Annotated in this window: 15 protein-coding genes and 2 tRNA genes; 10 read left to right on the forward strand and 7 right to left on the reverse strand. The window is 70.5% G+C overall.

The window, feature by feature from the left end; translation table 11 throughout:
- Positions 1–21: 21 nt before the first annotated feature.
- On the forward strand, positions 22–468 hold the full coding sequence (locus E2C06_RS02340; RefSeq protein WP_133286971.1) for an Lrp/AsnC family transcriptional regulator: 447 nt from the start codon (positions 22–24) through the stop codon (positions 466–468).
- Between the two features lie 106 nt (positions 469–574).
- On the opposite strand, the gene E2C06_RS02345 is transcribed toward E2C06_RS02340, so the two are convergent.
- The 5 genes from E2C06_RS02345 to E2C06_RS02365 form a co-directional block, all read right to left on the reverse strand.
- A complete protein-coding gene (locus tag E2C06_RS02345) occupies positions 575–2,716 on the reverse strand; it encodes a hybrid sensor histidine kinase/response regulator (protein WP_133286972.1) in 2,142 nt (713 codons plus the stop codon).
- Positions 2,717–2,851: 135 nt separating this feature from the next.
- Positions 2,852–2,928, reverse strand: a tRNA-Arg gene (locus E2C06_RS02350).
- Positions 2,929–3,095: 167 nt separating this feature from the next.
- Positions 3,096–3,416: an ETC complex I subunit gene (locus E2C06_RS02355; protein ID WP_133286973.1), complete on the reverse strand. Its 321-nt coding sequence runs from the start codon at positions 3,414–3,416 to the stop codon at positions 3,096–3,098.
- Between the two features lie 22 nt (positions 3,417–3,438).
- Positions 3,439–3,512 (reverse strand) — tRNA-Pro (locus E2C06_RS02360).
- Positions 3,513–3,602: 90 nt separating this feature from the next.
- Entirely contained in the window at positions 3,603–4,073 is a 471-nt protein-coding gene (locus E2C06_RS02365) for a DUF192 domain-containing protein (RefSeq protein WP_133286974.1), read from the reverse strand.
- Positions 4,074–4,150: 77 nt separating this feature from the next.
- Here E2C06_RS02365 and E2C06_RS02370 point away from each other — a divergent pair, with 77 nt between their 5' ends.
- The 7 genes from E2C06_RS02370 (at position 4,151) to E2C06_RS02395 (ending at position 8,603) form a co-directional block, all read left to right on the forward strand.
- Positions 4,151–5,044 (forward strand): alpha/beta fold hydrolase, encoded by an 894-nt coding sequence (locus E2C06_RS02370; RefSeq protein WP_133286975.1) that lies wholly within the window; start codon positions 4,151–4,153, stop codon positions 5,042–5,044.
- 256 nt (positions 5,045–5,300) lie between these two features.
- Entirely contained in the window at positions 5,301–5,684 is a 384-nt protein-coding gene (locus E2C06_RS02375; protein WP_133286976.1) for a hypothetical protein, read from the forward strand.
- Between the two features lie 40 nt (positions 5,685–5,724).
- Positions 5,725–6,132 (forward strand): hypothetical protein, encoded by a 408-nt coding sequence (locus tag E2C06_RS02380; protein ID WP_133286977.1) that lies wholly within the window; start codon positions 5,725–5,727, stop codon positions 6,130–6,132.
- A 27-nt stretch (positions 6,133–6,159) separates the two neighbouring features.
- Entirely contained in the window at positions 6,160–6,561 is a 402-nt protein-coding gene (locus E2C06_RS37310) for a hypothetical protein (RefSeq protein WP_165982167.1), read from the forward strand.
- Complete coding sequence (locus tag E2C06_RS02385) at positions 6,552–7,754, forward strand: caspase family protein (RefSeq protein ID WP_165982168.1); 1,203 nt, start codon at positions 6,552–6,554, stop codon at positions 7,752–7,754. The genes E2C06_RS37310 and E2C06_RS02385 overlap by 10 nt, the downstream gene beginning before the upstream one ends.
- A 17-nt stretch (positions 7,755–7,771) precedes the next feature.
- Entirely contained in the window at positions 7,772–8,197 is a 426-nt protein-coding gene (locus E2C06_RS02390) for a hypothetical protein (RefSeq protein WP_133286979.1), read from the forward strand.
- Between the two features lie 22 nt (positions 8,198–8,219).
- Positions 8,220–8,603 (forward strand): hypothetical protein, encoded by a 384-nt coding sequence (locus tag E2C06_RS02395; RefSeq protein ID WP_133286980.1) that lies wholly within the window; start codon positions 8,220–8,222, stop codon positions 8,601–8,603.
- Here E2C06_RS02395 and E2C06_RS02400 read toward each other — a convergent pair.
- Both E2C06_RS02400 and E2C06_RS02405 read right to left on the reverse strand, forming a co-directional pair.
- Entirely contained in the window at positions 8,597–9,988 is a 1,392-nt protein-coding gene (locus E2C06_RS02400; protein ID WP_133286981.1) for a GntP family permease, read from the reverse strand. The genes E2C06_RS02395 and E2C06_RS02400 overlap by 7 nt on opposite strands.
- Before the next feature lie 81 nt (positions 9,989–10,069).
- Complete coding sequence (locus E2C06_RS02405; protein WP_133286982.1) at positions 10,070–11,212, reverse strand: acetoin utilization protein AcuC; 1,143 nt, start codon at positions 11,210–11,212, stop codon at positions 10,070–10,072.
- A gap of 85 nt (positions 11,213–11,297) precedes the next feature.
- Between E2C06_RS02405 and E2C06_RS02410 the strand changes: the two genes are divergently transcribed.
- Positions 11,298–11,765, forward strand: coding sequence for a MarR family winged helix-turn-helix transcriptional regulator (locus E2C06_RS02410; protein ID WP_133286983.1), 468 nt, complete (start codon positions 11,298–11,300; stop codon positions 11,763–11,765).
- A gap of 18 nt (positions 11,766–11,783) precedes the next feature.
- Positions 11,784–13,064: an MFS transporter gene (locus E2C06_RS02415; RefSeq protein ID WP_133286984.1), complete on the forward strand. Its 1,281-nt coding sequence runs from the start codon at positions 11,784–11,786 to the stop codon at positions 13,062–13,064.
- The last annotated feature ends 91 nt before the right edge of the window (positions 13,065–13,155 follow it).

Genomic DNA, 13,155 nt, shown 5'->3' on the forward strand with positions numbered 1-13,155 from the left:
GAAGGAACCGCAGATAATTCGATGCACGCGCTGAATGATACCGACCGCACCCTGCTGCGGCTGCTGCGCGCCGATGGGCGCATGAGCAACGCCGCCCTGGCGGAGGCCGTCGGCCTCTCGCCCTCCGCCTGCCTGCGGAGGCTGCGTCTGCTGGAACATCGCGGCGTGATCCGCGGCTATACCGCCATCATTGCCGAAGCGCCGACCCGCGAGGGCGTCACCATCATCGTCCAGATCACCCTGGAGCGACAGACCGACGAGAGCATGCAACGCTTCGAGGTGGCGGTGCGCCGCTGTCCCGAGGTGCGCGAGTGCTACCTGATGACCGGCATGTCGGACTACCTGCTGCGAGTGGAGGCGCGCGATTCTGCGGATTACGAGCGCATCCACAAGGACGCGCTGTCCCGCCTGCCCGGCGTGGCCCGCATCCAGTCGAGCTTCGCCATCCGCAGCGTGGTGCGGGGCTGACGTGGATCGTCGGAAGGCGATGCCGACCGCCGACGAGAGGCTGCTTCGCGAACACCGCGCCCGGCTGGCCCGGAAGTCCGGCACGCCTCGCCCGGATGACCGAAAGCTAGGCCGTCGGTGCCGCCACCTGGCGCAGCGCCTGCAGCAGCGTCACCCGGCTGACCGGCTTGGCCAGATGCAGCGTCATCCCGGCCGCCTGCACCCGCTCCCGCTCTTCGCGTGAGGCGCTGGCGGTCAGCGCGATGATCGGCGTCCGCGCGTTTGGCCCCTTGCCCATCCGCACGCGTTGCGTCGCCTCGGTGCCGTCCATGCCGGGCATGTTCACATCCATCAGGATCGCATCGAAGCGCCGTGCCTGCGCCGCCGCCACCGCCTCGATCCCGTCCTCGACCAGCGTCACGTGATGGCCAGCGGCGACCAGGTAGGCGCGAATGAGGATGCGGTTGGTCGCCACGTCGTCGGCCACCAGCACGTCGAGCGGCGGGCCGCCCTGGACCACCGGCGACTCGGCCCGCCCGGGCGCCGCGGCCAGCCGCATCGGCAGTTCGAACCAGAAGACGCTACCGCGGCCCGGCTCGGAGGCGACGCCGATGCTGCCGCCCATCGCCTCGATCAGCCGACGGCAGATCGCCAGGCCGAGGCCGGTGCCGCCGAAGCGCCGGCCGGTCTCGGTCTGCTCGAACATCTCGAAGAGCCGCGATTGCGCTTCGGCGGGGATGCCGATGCCGGTATCCTCCGTCTCCACCCGCAGCCGCACGACGCCCGCGCTGGCCGGGCCGAGCGCCCGGGCGCGCAGGGTGACGCTGCCGCGCTCGGTGAACTTCACGGCATTCGAGAGCAAATTGCCCAAGACCTGGCGCAAACGGGTGGCGTCGCCGCTGACCCAGGCAGGCAGCGACGGATCGGCCTGCAGCGTGATCCGAAGGCCCTTCTCCCCGGCCAAGGTCTGGCTGAGCGCCAGAGACTGCCGCAGGACCTCACTGACCTCGAAGGGCTGCATCTCGAGGCTGACCCGCCCAGCCTCTATCTTGGCAAGATCCAGGATGTCGTTGACCACCGAAAGCAGCACCCGGCCGGTCTCCACTACCACCTCGGCATGTCGGTGCTGCTCCGCCGGCAGGGGGGCCGCCGCGAGCAATTCGCCGAAGCCGAGGACGCCGGTCAGCGGGGTGCGGATCTCATGTGCCATGACCGCCAGGATCTCGGCCCGCTGCCGGGCCAGCGCCTCGGCGGCCTCGATCCGCTCCCGCGCCAGGCGTTGCTGGGCGCGGCGAATACGGCGCCGGCCGAGCCACATGGCGAACAGGGTCCCGACCGCCAGGGACAGCGCTACCGCCCCGGCCAGTACGACATTGCGCTGCTGCCGCCAGGCCTGCAGTTCCCGCGCCTCCTCGAAGACCACGCCGACGACCAGCGGCAGGTCGCGTGGTACCTGGTAGCCGGCTAGGAGATGCCGGCCGTCCCGGGTGCTGCTGTAGGTCAGCCGGCCCGCGGGCGAGGCCCGGGCCGCGGGGAGGATGGCGTGGTCGGGGCTCGGGTCCCGGCCTAGCGTGCCTTCGGGATCGTGGCCCCGGGCGATCAGCGAGCCGTCCTGCAGGCGCCGCACCACCACCATCCTTCCCGGCCCGGCGAGCTGCGACTGCAACTCGCGGGACAGCGCGATCGGGTCGAGCGAGACGACGGCGACGCCTTGGAAACTGCCATCCGTGGCCTCCAGCCGCCGGGTCACCTGCACCGACCAGCGTCCCGTGGTGCGGCCTATCAACGGCCGGCTTACCGCGAGGCCACGTTCGCCGCCCACCGCATGAATCCGGAAATGGTCGCGGTCGGCCAGGTCGGTACCGGCAGCGCCCGGGGCCGAGCCCCAGCGCTGGATGCCGTCGGGGCCGATCACGGCAACCTGGACCACCCCGAAACGTCCCTCTCGCGCCGTCGCGGTGAGCAGCGCCTCCACCGCGGGGGCGCCGGGAACGTCGCCCAGCTGCAGCAGCGCCTGGCGGACCCGGACCAGGTCATGCAGGCTTCTCACCGCTTCGAAGCTGTTCAGCAACGTCTGCGCGGCGGTGCTCGATTGCGCCTCGGCCCAAGCGAAGGATTGGTCCAGCGCTGCGGCCCGGCCATGCGCCAGCAGGATCGCGGCCGCGGCCCAGATCAGGCCGAGCACCAGCAGCAGGATGGCGAGACCGCGGCGAGGGCCCCTGCCCCAGGCCTCGTCGGGGTCCTCAGTACGAGGCGGAATGAGGTCCATGCGTCCTCGGGTCGCCTTGTCCGGCGCGCGATCGCATCAAGAGACGGCGCCCATCCTACTGTCAGTTGAATGCTACACGAAGCATCTCGGGAAGGCACGGTGCTGCCGCGACCGGAAGAACCGGCCAGGGGAAGCTGGCGCGCCCGGCAGGACTTGAACCTGCGACCACACGCTTAGAAGGCGCGTGCTCTATCCAGCTGAGCTACGGGCGCGGATGCGCCGGCGGGACCGGCGGCGCAGAAAAGGTTGGTTCGGCGGGTTTTCGTGCCGCGGGACGTCCCAGCGGCCCAAGTCCATGCTTGAAGGCGGCACCGCCGCGACCTGTTGGTTTCAAGGTGGATTCGCGCGTCAGGCTGGTCACGCCTGCACGCGACTTGGCCTAGTGGGTCCAGTTGTCGGTCCGGCCGAAGCGGAAATTGTCTGCATAGACCTTGGCCTTGATGCGAATCGGCTTGGGCTCCTCGACTTCGTAGCGCAGGCCGCGCGCCTCGGCATAGGCGACAGCCTCCTCCCGGGTCGCAAAGCGCAGATGGACCTGGCCGTTGGTATCGCCGGAGCCGGACCAGCCCATTAGGGGGTCAATCCGCTGCTTTTCGCCCGGCGCAAATTCCAGCACCCATTCCTGGGTCCGGCCACGGCCCGACTGCATGGCATTGCGGGCAGGCATGTAGATGCGGACGGTTTCAGTCGGGCCAGCCATGGTATCATCCTCAACGCCAGTATCGGGGCGAGAGGATTCGAACCTCCGACCCTCTGCTCCCAAAGCAGATGCGCTACCAGACTGCGCCACGCCCCGTCGGGCGCAACCTATGGTCCCGGGCGCGCGGGGGCAATGGGCATGGGCGGGCCAATTCCCTATCGGCGCGTATTTGCCGCCGGGCAGCGGTCAGGGCGCGGTGCCGAAGATGCGCTGCAGCACCCGGTCGCCGACACGCAGGCCGAGCCGCTCCGCCGTCCCGGCCGCCAGTTCCAGGGTCGCCCGAACCGGACCGCGACTTTCGATGGTGGCCAGGGAATAGGGCACGGTCCGCTCGGCGATGCGGTGGATGCGCCCGTCCTGGGTGATGAAGACCATGTCGAGCGGACTGATCGTGTTCCGCATCCACATCGCCGACTCCCGCGGGCTGCCCCAGTCGAACAGCATGCCGCCATCCGCGGCGACAGAGGTGCGGAACATCAGCCCGACCGTCTGCTGGTCGGGCGACAGGGCCATCTCGACCTTAAACTCGTGCCGCTTGCCATCGCGCGTGACGATAACCAGCGGCTCCTGCGGCAGGGTCGGTTGGGGTCCGGTCTGCGCGAGGCCGGGGCGAGCGGCAAGCAGGCCGGCGAAGGCGAGGAGGGAGCGTCGGAGCATGCGGGCAACATGGCACCCCCGGCCGGCGTGGCCAATCTCCCTTCCCTGGCGCCCCGACCCACCGGCATGCTCGACACATGCCAGAACTTCGTATCGCCGAAACCCCCACCCTAGCCATCGCCTATGCGGAGCATGGGCCTCCGGACGGCCCGCCCGTGGTCCTGCTGCACGGCTTTCCCTACGCGCCGCAGGGCTACGACACGGTGGTCCCGCTGTTGGCCGCGGCCGGCCGGCGGGTGATCGTCCCCTATCTCCGCGGCTACGGCCCGACGCGATTCCACGCGGCCGGCACGCCGCGATCCGGCCAGCAGGCGGCGCTCGGCCGCGACCTGCTGGACCTGCTGGACGCGCTGGCGGTCCCGCGTGCGATCCTCGCAGGCTATGACTGGGGCGGGCGCGCAGCCTGCGTCGTCGCCGCGCTCTGGCCCGAGCGCTGCGCCGGTCTGGTCTCCTGCACCGGCTACAATATCCAGGACATCGCGGCCTCGGTCCGCCCGGCGGCGCCCGAGCAGGAGCACCGGCACTGGTATCAGTACTATTTCCACACCGAGCGCGGCCGGGCCGGGCTGTCCGCCAATCGCGGCGGCATCGCCCGGCTGCTCTGGCGGCTCTGGTCGCCGGACTGGGCCTTCGACGACGCCACCTTCGCCGCCAGCGCAGCGGCCTTCGACAATCCGGATTTCGTCGAGGTGGTGATCCAGTCCTATCGCCACCGCTTCGGCTATGCCGCCGGCGACCCGGCGCTGGAGCCGATCGAGGCTGCGCTGGCCGCCCAGCCGCGCATCGCGGTGCCGACCATCGCCCCGCATGGCGCGACGGACGGCGTCGGGTTGGTGGAGGGCTCGGCCCAGCATGCGCGGTACTTCAGCGGATCCTACGAGCGCCGGGTGATGACAAGGGTCGGACACAATCCGCCGCAGGAGGCGCCGGAGGCGTTCGCCCGCTGCGTTCTGGATCTGCCGGAAGCATAGCGTCGCCTGGCCTTCGGGCCCAACAAACGGCAGCGGCAGCGCATCCTTGTGAATTGCGGTGCTGACAGAAAAAAAGCGACGCTTTCAATGTTGCCGTCAAACGCCTTCTTTAAGCTCTTTTTAGACCTGCCGGCTTTCTTGGCGTCTTACGCCTGATTTGTTATCGAAACGCGCTGTCCTGAGAGGCAGGCCGCATCTTGTTTGCTGATCAACGGCGAAATTAAAGATTCTAATTCAGAAACCAAGGAATTTATTCATGAATGTTTGCTCGCAACGGGGAGCAGCAGCCCTGCTCCTGCCGCTTGTCCTGACTGCCTGCACCGGTGCCTCAATCTACGCACCGATGCCGCAATCCGGTTTCACCGCTCCCAACATGACCGTTGCGCCGCTGCAGCATGTCAAGGGAACTGCGGCCCGGACTTATGTCCTGGGACTGCAAACGCCGGCCATTCCGGATGCGAGGCTGCAGCGCGAGGCAGTCATGAAGGCGCTCCAAGGCAGCGAAGGCGACCTGATCATCAATGCCGACTACCAGGTCGTCCTCACCTCATTCGCGCCGCTGCCAATCATGCGGGTCGAAGGGACCGTGGAAGGTACCGCCGCGCGGGTCGTGCAAATCGGCGCCCGTCCGCTGCAGTGACGCACCGGTCCCGCATCCCGTTCCCGAGGAGTCTGCATTCATGCCATATCCGACCGCCCGCCGTGCCATCGTGCCGGCCGTGCTCGCTGCGGTAATGCTCACCGGCTGCGGCAGCAGTTCGAACATCCTGACGGTTCAGTCGAATTACACCTATCCCAACGGCGATTATGAACTGCTGGGACGCGCCTATGCCGAACAGAAGCATACCAGCGTGTTCTCGGCGAAGGTCATGGACCGGGAAGCTTTCCTCGCGCTTGAGCAGCAGGCCCTGGCGACGAAGCCCGGAGCCGACTTCCTTGTCGATTACCTGATATCGACCGAAGTCACGCAGTTGCCGATCCTCACGCTGGCGACCTTCAAGCTGGAGGGCACGGCGGTCCGCTTCCGCGAGCTTGGGCGGCAGACCTACCGGGATGCGCCAAGCATGCCGGCGCCGGGGAGCCGTTGACCGATGCATGCCCCGCTCCCGCCCACCATGACGCTGCTGCTGCTGGGCATGGCCGCATCGCTGGCCGGCTGCGGCCAGACACTGCCCGGCGGCATCAAGGTGCCGGATCTCGGCGCCAGCCTACCTCGAGACCTTGCCGACAATGATCCGAGCGTGACCAAGATCTCGTCCGATGCGACCGTCCCGATCCTGCTCGCGTCGAACAAGCCGGAGACGACCTTCACCGTCAACGGCACCTCGCTCAACCCTTCGAAGGTGCTGAAGGTGCTGGTCCCGCCCACGCGGCTGCATATCACGGCCCAGGCCCCCTGCTACCGCACCCTGACGCAGACCGCGGAGGCGGAAGGGTTCGGGCGCGCGAGTCTCTTCAAGTTCGATTTCGGCAATTGGGACCGTGTGCCTGGGGCGCGCGGTGCCAATTGCGCCTGACCGTGCAAGCCACGCCGCGCTTCAGCCGCGCGCAGGTGAACCGGTCCCTGATCGGGCTGGGTCTGGGCGCAGCCGGCTGTGAACTCCGCACACCCAATTCCCCGCCTGGCACCGGCGCGGCAGCCGATGCCGGTTCCATCCCGCTCGGGCCGGAGGCCCGGGTGCAGGCCGTGCTGGTGTCCGGCCTGCCGACCACCGCCTTCACCATCAGCGGTGTCGGCGCCGGTGCCGATCTCGTGCTGCCGCGAACCAGCATCGCGCGGGTCCTCCTGCCGCGCGCCGGCATCACCATCACCGCCCAGGCGCCCTGCTTCCGCACGCTCCAGCATCATGTCCAGGCCGGTACGCTGGGCGACGGCGATCCGATCACCTTCACCTTCTCCAACATCGACCGTCGCGCCGGGTGTGCGGAGGAGGCGCACGCGGCGGCGGCAACCGGCCCGGCGCCCGCCGACCCCGGCCGCCTGGCCTGGGTCATCGGCAACGGAGCCTATGGCGCGGACTGGCCGCCGCTCGGGATCGTCGCCGCGGACCGCCAGGGCATGGCAAGGGTGCTGCGGCAGGCGGGCTACCGGGTCACCGTTTCGGCCGACCGGGGACGGGCGGGGCTGCTGGAGAACGCCGCCACGTTCCGCGCGGCGCTGGCGGAGGCCGCGCCGAGCATCGCCATCATCTATGTCTCGGGACACGGACTCTCGCTGGACGGCCGCAACTTCCTGGTCCCGGTCGATGCGCCGGCCACCGCGGCGGTCCGGCCGGAGCATCTGCTCGGCCTCGACGTTCTGGTGCAGGTGCTGCGGCCGGTCGAGGCGGCGGGCGGCTGCGCCGTCCTGCTGGCGGACGCCTGCCGCGCCGTCGCCGGTCCGCACGTGCCGCCGCTGGTCGCGGAGCCTCCGCGCGGCGTCATGGTCAATCATGCGACGGCGCCGGGCGGCACTTCCTTCGACGGCGACCGCGGGATGTCGGCCTGGACGGACCGCTTCGTCACGGTCGCCGAGGAGTTCCCCGACGCCGCCATCGACCAAGTGCTCGGCTACGCCAACCGCTACACGCGCTGGCAGTCGGAGGCGTCGCGCCGGAGGCAGGTGCCCGTGCTCTACGGCGCGCCGGCGACGCCGGTGCCCGCCTTCGGCGCCGGCCCGCCACCGGCGCGGTCCGGCGTGCTGCCGCGCCTGCCCATCGCCGCCGGCTGACGAGAGGAACGCCCGCCTTGCCCCGCCCCGGAGCCCATGCCGCCCTGCTCGCCTTGCTCGTCAGCGCCGGCCCGGCCGTCGCCGCGGCGGGAGATACGCCCATCTCGGCCGCCGACATCGTGGGCTGGAAGGCGGAACACCTGCTGGTCGCCGCCTTCTGCCTGCTCGGCGTGCTGATCCTGACCTTCGAGTTCGTCCTGTTCCTGCGCGCGCGCGACCGCGTCTCGGCCAACGACGTCATGCGCGGCTTCTCGGTGACGCTGATCCTGGTCGGCGTCGTCGCCCTGCTGGGCATCGGCTACGACGAGAAGCAGGTGCAGCCGGCCATCGCGCTTTTCGGCACGCTGCTCGGCTACCTGCTGGGCCGCGGCGAGCGACGGGAATTCGCGGCGCCGGAGGCGGCCGCGGCGCCCCGCCCCAGCGCCCCGCCGGCCTCGGACTGATCGGGCGGGAGGAGCTTCCGGCATGCGCACACGACGTCCCGTCCTGGCCTTCCTGACGATGCTGCTCGGCTGCGCCGGGAGCCAGGCCCAGCAGATCACCGCCGACGATGTCGGCAAGGCGCCGCCGGGCGCTGTGCCGGGCGGCGGTATCCAGCTCGACGTATACAACCTCACCACGGCGCTGCGGCAGCTGCGCGTGCGGGCGCCGGGCGAGAACTGGTTCCTGCTGGATATCCCGCCGAATGGCGGGCGCAACCTGCGTTGCACGGTCTGCCGCGAATACCTCGAGGCGGTGCTGCCGGATGGCGAGGCGCCGCCCCGGATACTCCGGCCCGGCACCGCCTACGAGATCCGCCAGGACCGGCGCGGCGACCTCGCGCTCCTGCCGCGCGGCCGGGCTCAGTAGAGCCCGGTCAGGTAGTAAGCCCCGATCACCACGAAGACCGCCGCCGTCTTCAGGCAGGTGACGGCGAAGATGTCGCCGTAGCTCTGCCGGTGGGTCAGGCCGGTCACGGCCAGCAGGGTAATGACGGCGCCGTTGTGCGGCAGCGTGTCCATCCCGCCGCTGGCCATTGCGGCGACCCGGTGCAGGACCTCGAAGGGGATGCCCGCGGCGGTCGCCGCGGCCTTGAACTGCTCGGCCATGGCGGCCAGCGCGATGCTCATCCCGCCGCTCGCCGAGCCCGTCACGCCGGCCAGGGCGGTGACCGTCACCGCGGTATTGACCAGCGGGTTGGGAATGGCCGCCAGCGCCTCGCGGATCACCAGGAAGCCCGGCAATGCCGCGATCACCGCGCCGAAGCCGTATTCGGAGGCGGTGTTCATGCTGGCCAGCAGCGCGCCGCCGACCGCGGCCTTGCTGCCCTCGGCGAAGCGGACGGCGACCTGGCGCCAGGCGAAGGCCAGCACCGTCAGGATGCCGCAGAGCAGCGCAAGCTGCACCGCCCAGATGGCGGCGACAGAGCCGACCTGTGTGGTGATCGGATGGTCGAGCCCGGCCAGCGTCGCCTCGTGCGTCCGGCCGTACCAGGCGGGGATCAGGCCGGTGAAGACCTTGTTCAGCACGCCGACCACGACCAGCGGGGCGACGGCGATCGCCGGTTGCGCCAGCCGCTCGTCGCCCGGCGGCGCCGGCTCCTCCATATGCCCGGTGCCATAGCCCTCGCCGCGCGCGGCCGCCTGGCGCACCCGCCAGGACAGGTAGGCGATGCCGGAGGCGAAGATGAAGGTCGCGCCCACCACGCCGAGGATCGGCGCCGCCCAGCTGTCGGTGCCGAAGAAGGTGCTCGGGATGATGTTCTGGATCTGCGGCGTGCCCGGCAGCGCGTCCATCGTATAGCTGAAGGCGCCGAGCGCGATGGTGCCGGGGATCAGCCGCTTCGGGATGTCTGATTGCCGGAAGGCCTCGGCGGCGAAGGGATAGACCGCGAAGACCACGACGAAGAGCGAGACGCCGCCATAGGTCAGCAGATTGCAGACCAGAACGATGGAGATGATCGCCCGCTCGCGCCCGACCAGGCCGATCACTGCCGAGACGATGGCGCGGGAGAAGCCGGACAGTTCGATCAGCTTGCCGAAGACCGCGCCCAGCATGAAGACCGGGAAGTAGAGCTTCACGAAGCCGACCATCTTGTCCATGAAGAGGCCGGTATAGATCGGCAGCACCGCCATCGGGTCGGTCAGCAGCACCGCGCCGAGCGCCGCGACCGGCGCGAAGAGGATGACGCTGTAGCCGCGGTAGGCGACCAGCATCAGGAAACCGAGCGCGGCGAGTGCGATGGCAAAGCTCATCCGGGGGGCCTCTTCACCGGCGGGAACGACCCCCGCCTCGCCGCTGGCAACCGCCGGACGCGCCGCCGGTTTCGCCCAGGCTTACGCGACGACCGCAGGTGCCGGCAAATCGCGCAGCGCCGCGGCCGCCACGCGCTGCACCTCGGCCCGCACCACGCCGCGGCGGGGCGGGTCGCGCAGCGTGGTGAACCAGTTCTCCGGCGGGTTGCGGCCGGCGGCGCGGTGGAAGGTGAGGTCGCGCAGCACGCGCTCGGCTTCGGGCGTGACGCGGTTGGGGATCTCGATGCCGCTCAGCGTGGCCCAGATGCCTGCCCAGCAGCGCCCGACCGACCAGGGATTGTAGCCGCCGCCGCCCAGTACGATCAGCCGCGGCGCCTCCCCCATCAGCGCCCGCACCACGCCCCAATGAGCGTTGTTGGACAGCGCCAAGCGGGACAGCGGATCTTCTTCGAGCGCGTCGGCGCCGGCCTGCAGCATGATCGCCTGCGGCCGAAGGTGCCGCACGATCGGAAGAATCGCCTGGTGCAGCAGCCAGAGCATCTCGCTGTCGTGGAAGCCGGCCGGCACCGGTAGGTTGCGGGCATGGCCGCCCGCACGGTCCGTCGCCGCGCCGGTGAAGGGCCAGCGCGCGGCCTCGTGCAGGCTCAGCGTGAAGACCCTGGAGTCGTCGTGGAAGGCGTCCTGCACGCCGTCGCCGTGGTGCGCGTCGATGTCGATGTAGAGGATGTTCCGCAGCCCCTGGTCCAGCCAGGTCAGCAGGCCGAGCACCGGGTCGTTCAGGTAGCAGAAGCCGCTGGCGCGGTCCGGCCGGCCATGATGCGTGCCGCCGCCCGGGCAATGCACCACGCCGCCCCGGGCGGTCAGCCGCGCCGCCAGCATGCAGCCGCCGGCCGAGGTCGCGGGGCGGGAGAAGACCTCGCGGTAGACCGGGTTGCCGTGCGCGCCGATGTGGAAGCGGGCCTTGTCGGCCGGGTCCACCTGCTGCGTCGCCTCGGCCCGCTGCAGGGCGGCGATGTAGTCGGGGTGGTGGAAGCGGGCAAGCTGGTCCGGGGTCGCCAGCGGCGCCGGTACCCAGCCGCCCGCCGGCAGCCAGCCCATCGCCGCGATCAGGTCGAGCGCGGTGGAGACGCGCGGAATCGCCAGCGGGTGCTTCGGACCATAGGAGGAGCGGCGGTAGATTTCCGAGCCGATCAGCACGGGCGCGAGGCGGGGGTCGGGCAGCATCCGGCCGATATGCGCCACCCCGGCGCCAACGCAAGCGGGGCAGCAGGCCACTTGCATTAGGCGTATATACACCTATTATCGACGCATGCCGCCGTCTCTGCCAGTTCCCGGCCCAGCGCCTGACCTCTGCAACTGCCTCGCCATCCGCAAGGCGGCCCGCCACGTCACCCAATTCTACGACCGGCGCCTCGTGGCCGTCGGGCTGACCACGCCGCAATTCTCCATCCTCGCCCGGCTGCGCCGCCGCGGGCCGAGCACGATCAACGAGTTGGCCGAGGACCTGGTGATGGACCGCACCACGCTCGGCCGGAACCTCCGCCCGCTGGAACGGGACGGGCTGCTGGCGATCGCCCCCGACCGGGACGACCGCCGCCGCCGCGCCCTGGCGGTGACGCCGAAGGGCGAGGCCCGCCTGACCCAGGCCGGGCCGCTCTGGGCCGCGGCGCAACGCGACTTCGCCGACAGCTTCGGGGCGGAAGCCGCGGTCGCGCTGCGGACCGCCCTCGCCGCCCTTGTCGCCACCGACCTCAACGGCCCGCACGCCGCGGCCTGACCCGGAGACGCGCCCCCCATGCTTGCAGGCCTCATCGCCCCGTTGCTTGCTCGCCGCGGCATCCACTATGGCTGGGTGATGGTGGGGCTGACCTTCCTGGTCGCCCTGGCCTCGGCCGGCGCGCTCGGGATCCTCGGCGCGCTGCTGCTGCCGGTGCAGCGGGAATTCGGCTGGGACACCGCCAGCATCTCCGGCGCCCTGGCGCTGAGGCTGCTGCTGTTCGGGCTGATGGCGCCCTTCGCCGCGGCGCTGCTGCAGCGCTACGGGCTGCGCCGGACCGTGGTCGCCGCGCTCTGCCTCGTGGTGCTCGGCTGCCTGCTGTCCATGGCGATGACCGCGCCTTGGCAGCTCTGGCTGTGCTGGGGCGTGATGACGGGCGTCGGCAGCGGCATGACCGCGCTGGTGCTGGGCGCGACGGTCGCCAACCGCTGGTTCGTCGCCCGCCGCGGCTTGGTGCTGGGCATGCTGACCGCGGCCAATGCCACGGGCCAACTGGTCTTCCTGCCGCTGGCCGCTTGGCTGGCGCAGCATGAAGGCTGGCGCGTCGCCCTCATGCCCGGGCTCGGCGCCTGCTTCCTCGCCGGGCTGCTGTTCTGGCTGCTCGGCCGCGACCATCCCGCGGATCTCGGCCTGCCGGCCTATGGCGAGACCGCGGTGGTCCCGCCCCGCCCCGCCGGCGGCGACCCGGCGCGCAACGCCTTCGGCGCGCTCGCCGAGGCCTCCTCCAGCCGGGTCTTCTGGATTCTCTTCGTTACCTTCGCGATCTGCGGGCTCTCCACCGTCGGGCTGATGCAGACCCATTTCATCCCGCTCTGCAGCGATTTCGGCATGGCCGAGGTCGAGGCCGCCTCGGTGCTCGCGCTGATTGGCGTCTTCGACTTCGTCGGCACCATCGCCTCGGGTTGGCTGTCCGACCGCTACGACAACCGCAAGCTGCTCTTCTGGTACTACGGGCTGCGCGGGCTCTCGCTGCTCCTGCTGCCGATGAGCAGCTTCTCCTTCTACGGCCTGTCGGTCTTCGCGGTGTTCTACGGCCTCGACTGGATCGCCACGGTGCCGCCGACGGTGAAGCTGGCCGGCGCCGCCTTCGGGCGGGACAAGGCGCCGCTGGTCTTCGGCTGGGTCTTCACCGCGCATCAACTGGGCGGCGCCGTCGCGGCGCTCGGCGGCGGGATCAGCCGGGACGCGTTGGCCAGCTATCTGCCGGCCTTCTACCTCGCCGGGGCGGCCTGCCTGCTGGCCGCGGTGCTGGCGCTCGGAGCCCGCGCCCAGCCACGGCCGGGCGCGGTCGCCGCATGATCCAGAATTTCCATTCATGCGCATGATGCCGTAACGCCTGCGGCCTTCGGCAGTGTATTGATTGCGGCCGGGCCGGAGGCGAAGGGGCGGG

Source organism: Dankookia rubra, assembly GCF_004355005.1.
Classification (GTDB): Bacteria; Pseudomonadota; Alphaproteobacteria; order Acetobacterales; family Acetobacteraceae; genus Paracraurococcus; species Paracraurococcus ruber_A.

Coding starts and splice junctions, on each gene's coding strand:
- E2C06_RS02340 (WP_133286971.1), top strand. CDS start 22: ATGCACGCGCTGAATGATACCGACCGCACCCTGCTGCGGCTGCTGCGC.
- E2C06_RS02345 (WP_133286972.1), bottom strand. CDS start 2,716: ATGGACCTCATTCCGCCTCGTACTGAGGACCCCGACGAGGCCTGGGGC.
- E2C06_RS02355 (WP_133286973.1), bottom strand. CDS start 3,416: ATGGCTGGCCCGACTGAAACCGTCCGCATCTACATGCCTGCCCGCAAT.
- E2C06_RS02365 (WP_133286974.1), bottom strand. CDS start 4,073: ATGCTCCGACGCTCCCTCCTCGCCTTCGCCGGCCTGCTTGCCGCTCGC.
- E2C06_RS02370 (WP_133286975.1), top strand. CDS start 4,151: ATGCCAGAACTTCGTATCGCCGAAACCCCCACCCTAGCCATCGCCTAT.
- E2C06_RS02375 (WP_133286976.1), top strand. CDS start 5,301: ATGAATGTTTGCTCGCAACGGGGAGCAGCAGCCCTGCTCCTGCCGCTT.
- E2C06_RS02380 (WP_133286977.1), top strand. CDS start 5,725: ATGCCATATCCGACCGCCCGCCGTGCCATCGTGCCGGCCGTGCTCGCT.
- E2C06_RS37310 (WP_165982167.1), top strand. CDS start 6,160: ATGACGCTGCTGCTGCTGGGCATGGCCGCATCGCTGGCCGGCTGCGGC.
- E2C06_RS02395 (WP_133286980.1), top strand. CDS start 8,220: ATGCGCACACGACGTCCCGTCCTGGCCTTCCTGACGATGCTGCTCGGC.
- E2C06_RS02400 (WP_133286981.1), bottom strand. CDS start 9,988: ATGAGCTTTGCCATCGCACTCGCCGCGCTCGGTTTCCTGATGCTGGTC.
- E2C06_RS02405 (WP_133286982.1), bottom strand. CDS start 11,212: ATGCTGCCCGACCCCCGCCTCGCGCCCGTGCTGATCGGCTCGGAAATC.
- E2C06_RS02410 (WP_133286983.1), top strand. CDS start 11,298: ATGCCGCCGTCTCTGCCAGTTCCCGGCCCAGCGCCTGACCTCTGCAAC.
- E2C06_RS02415 (WP_133286984.1), top strand. CDS start 11,784: ATGCTTGCAGGCCTCATCGCCCCGTTGCTTGCTCGCCGCGGCATCCAC.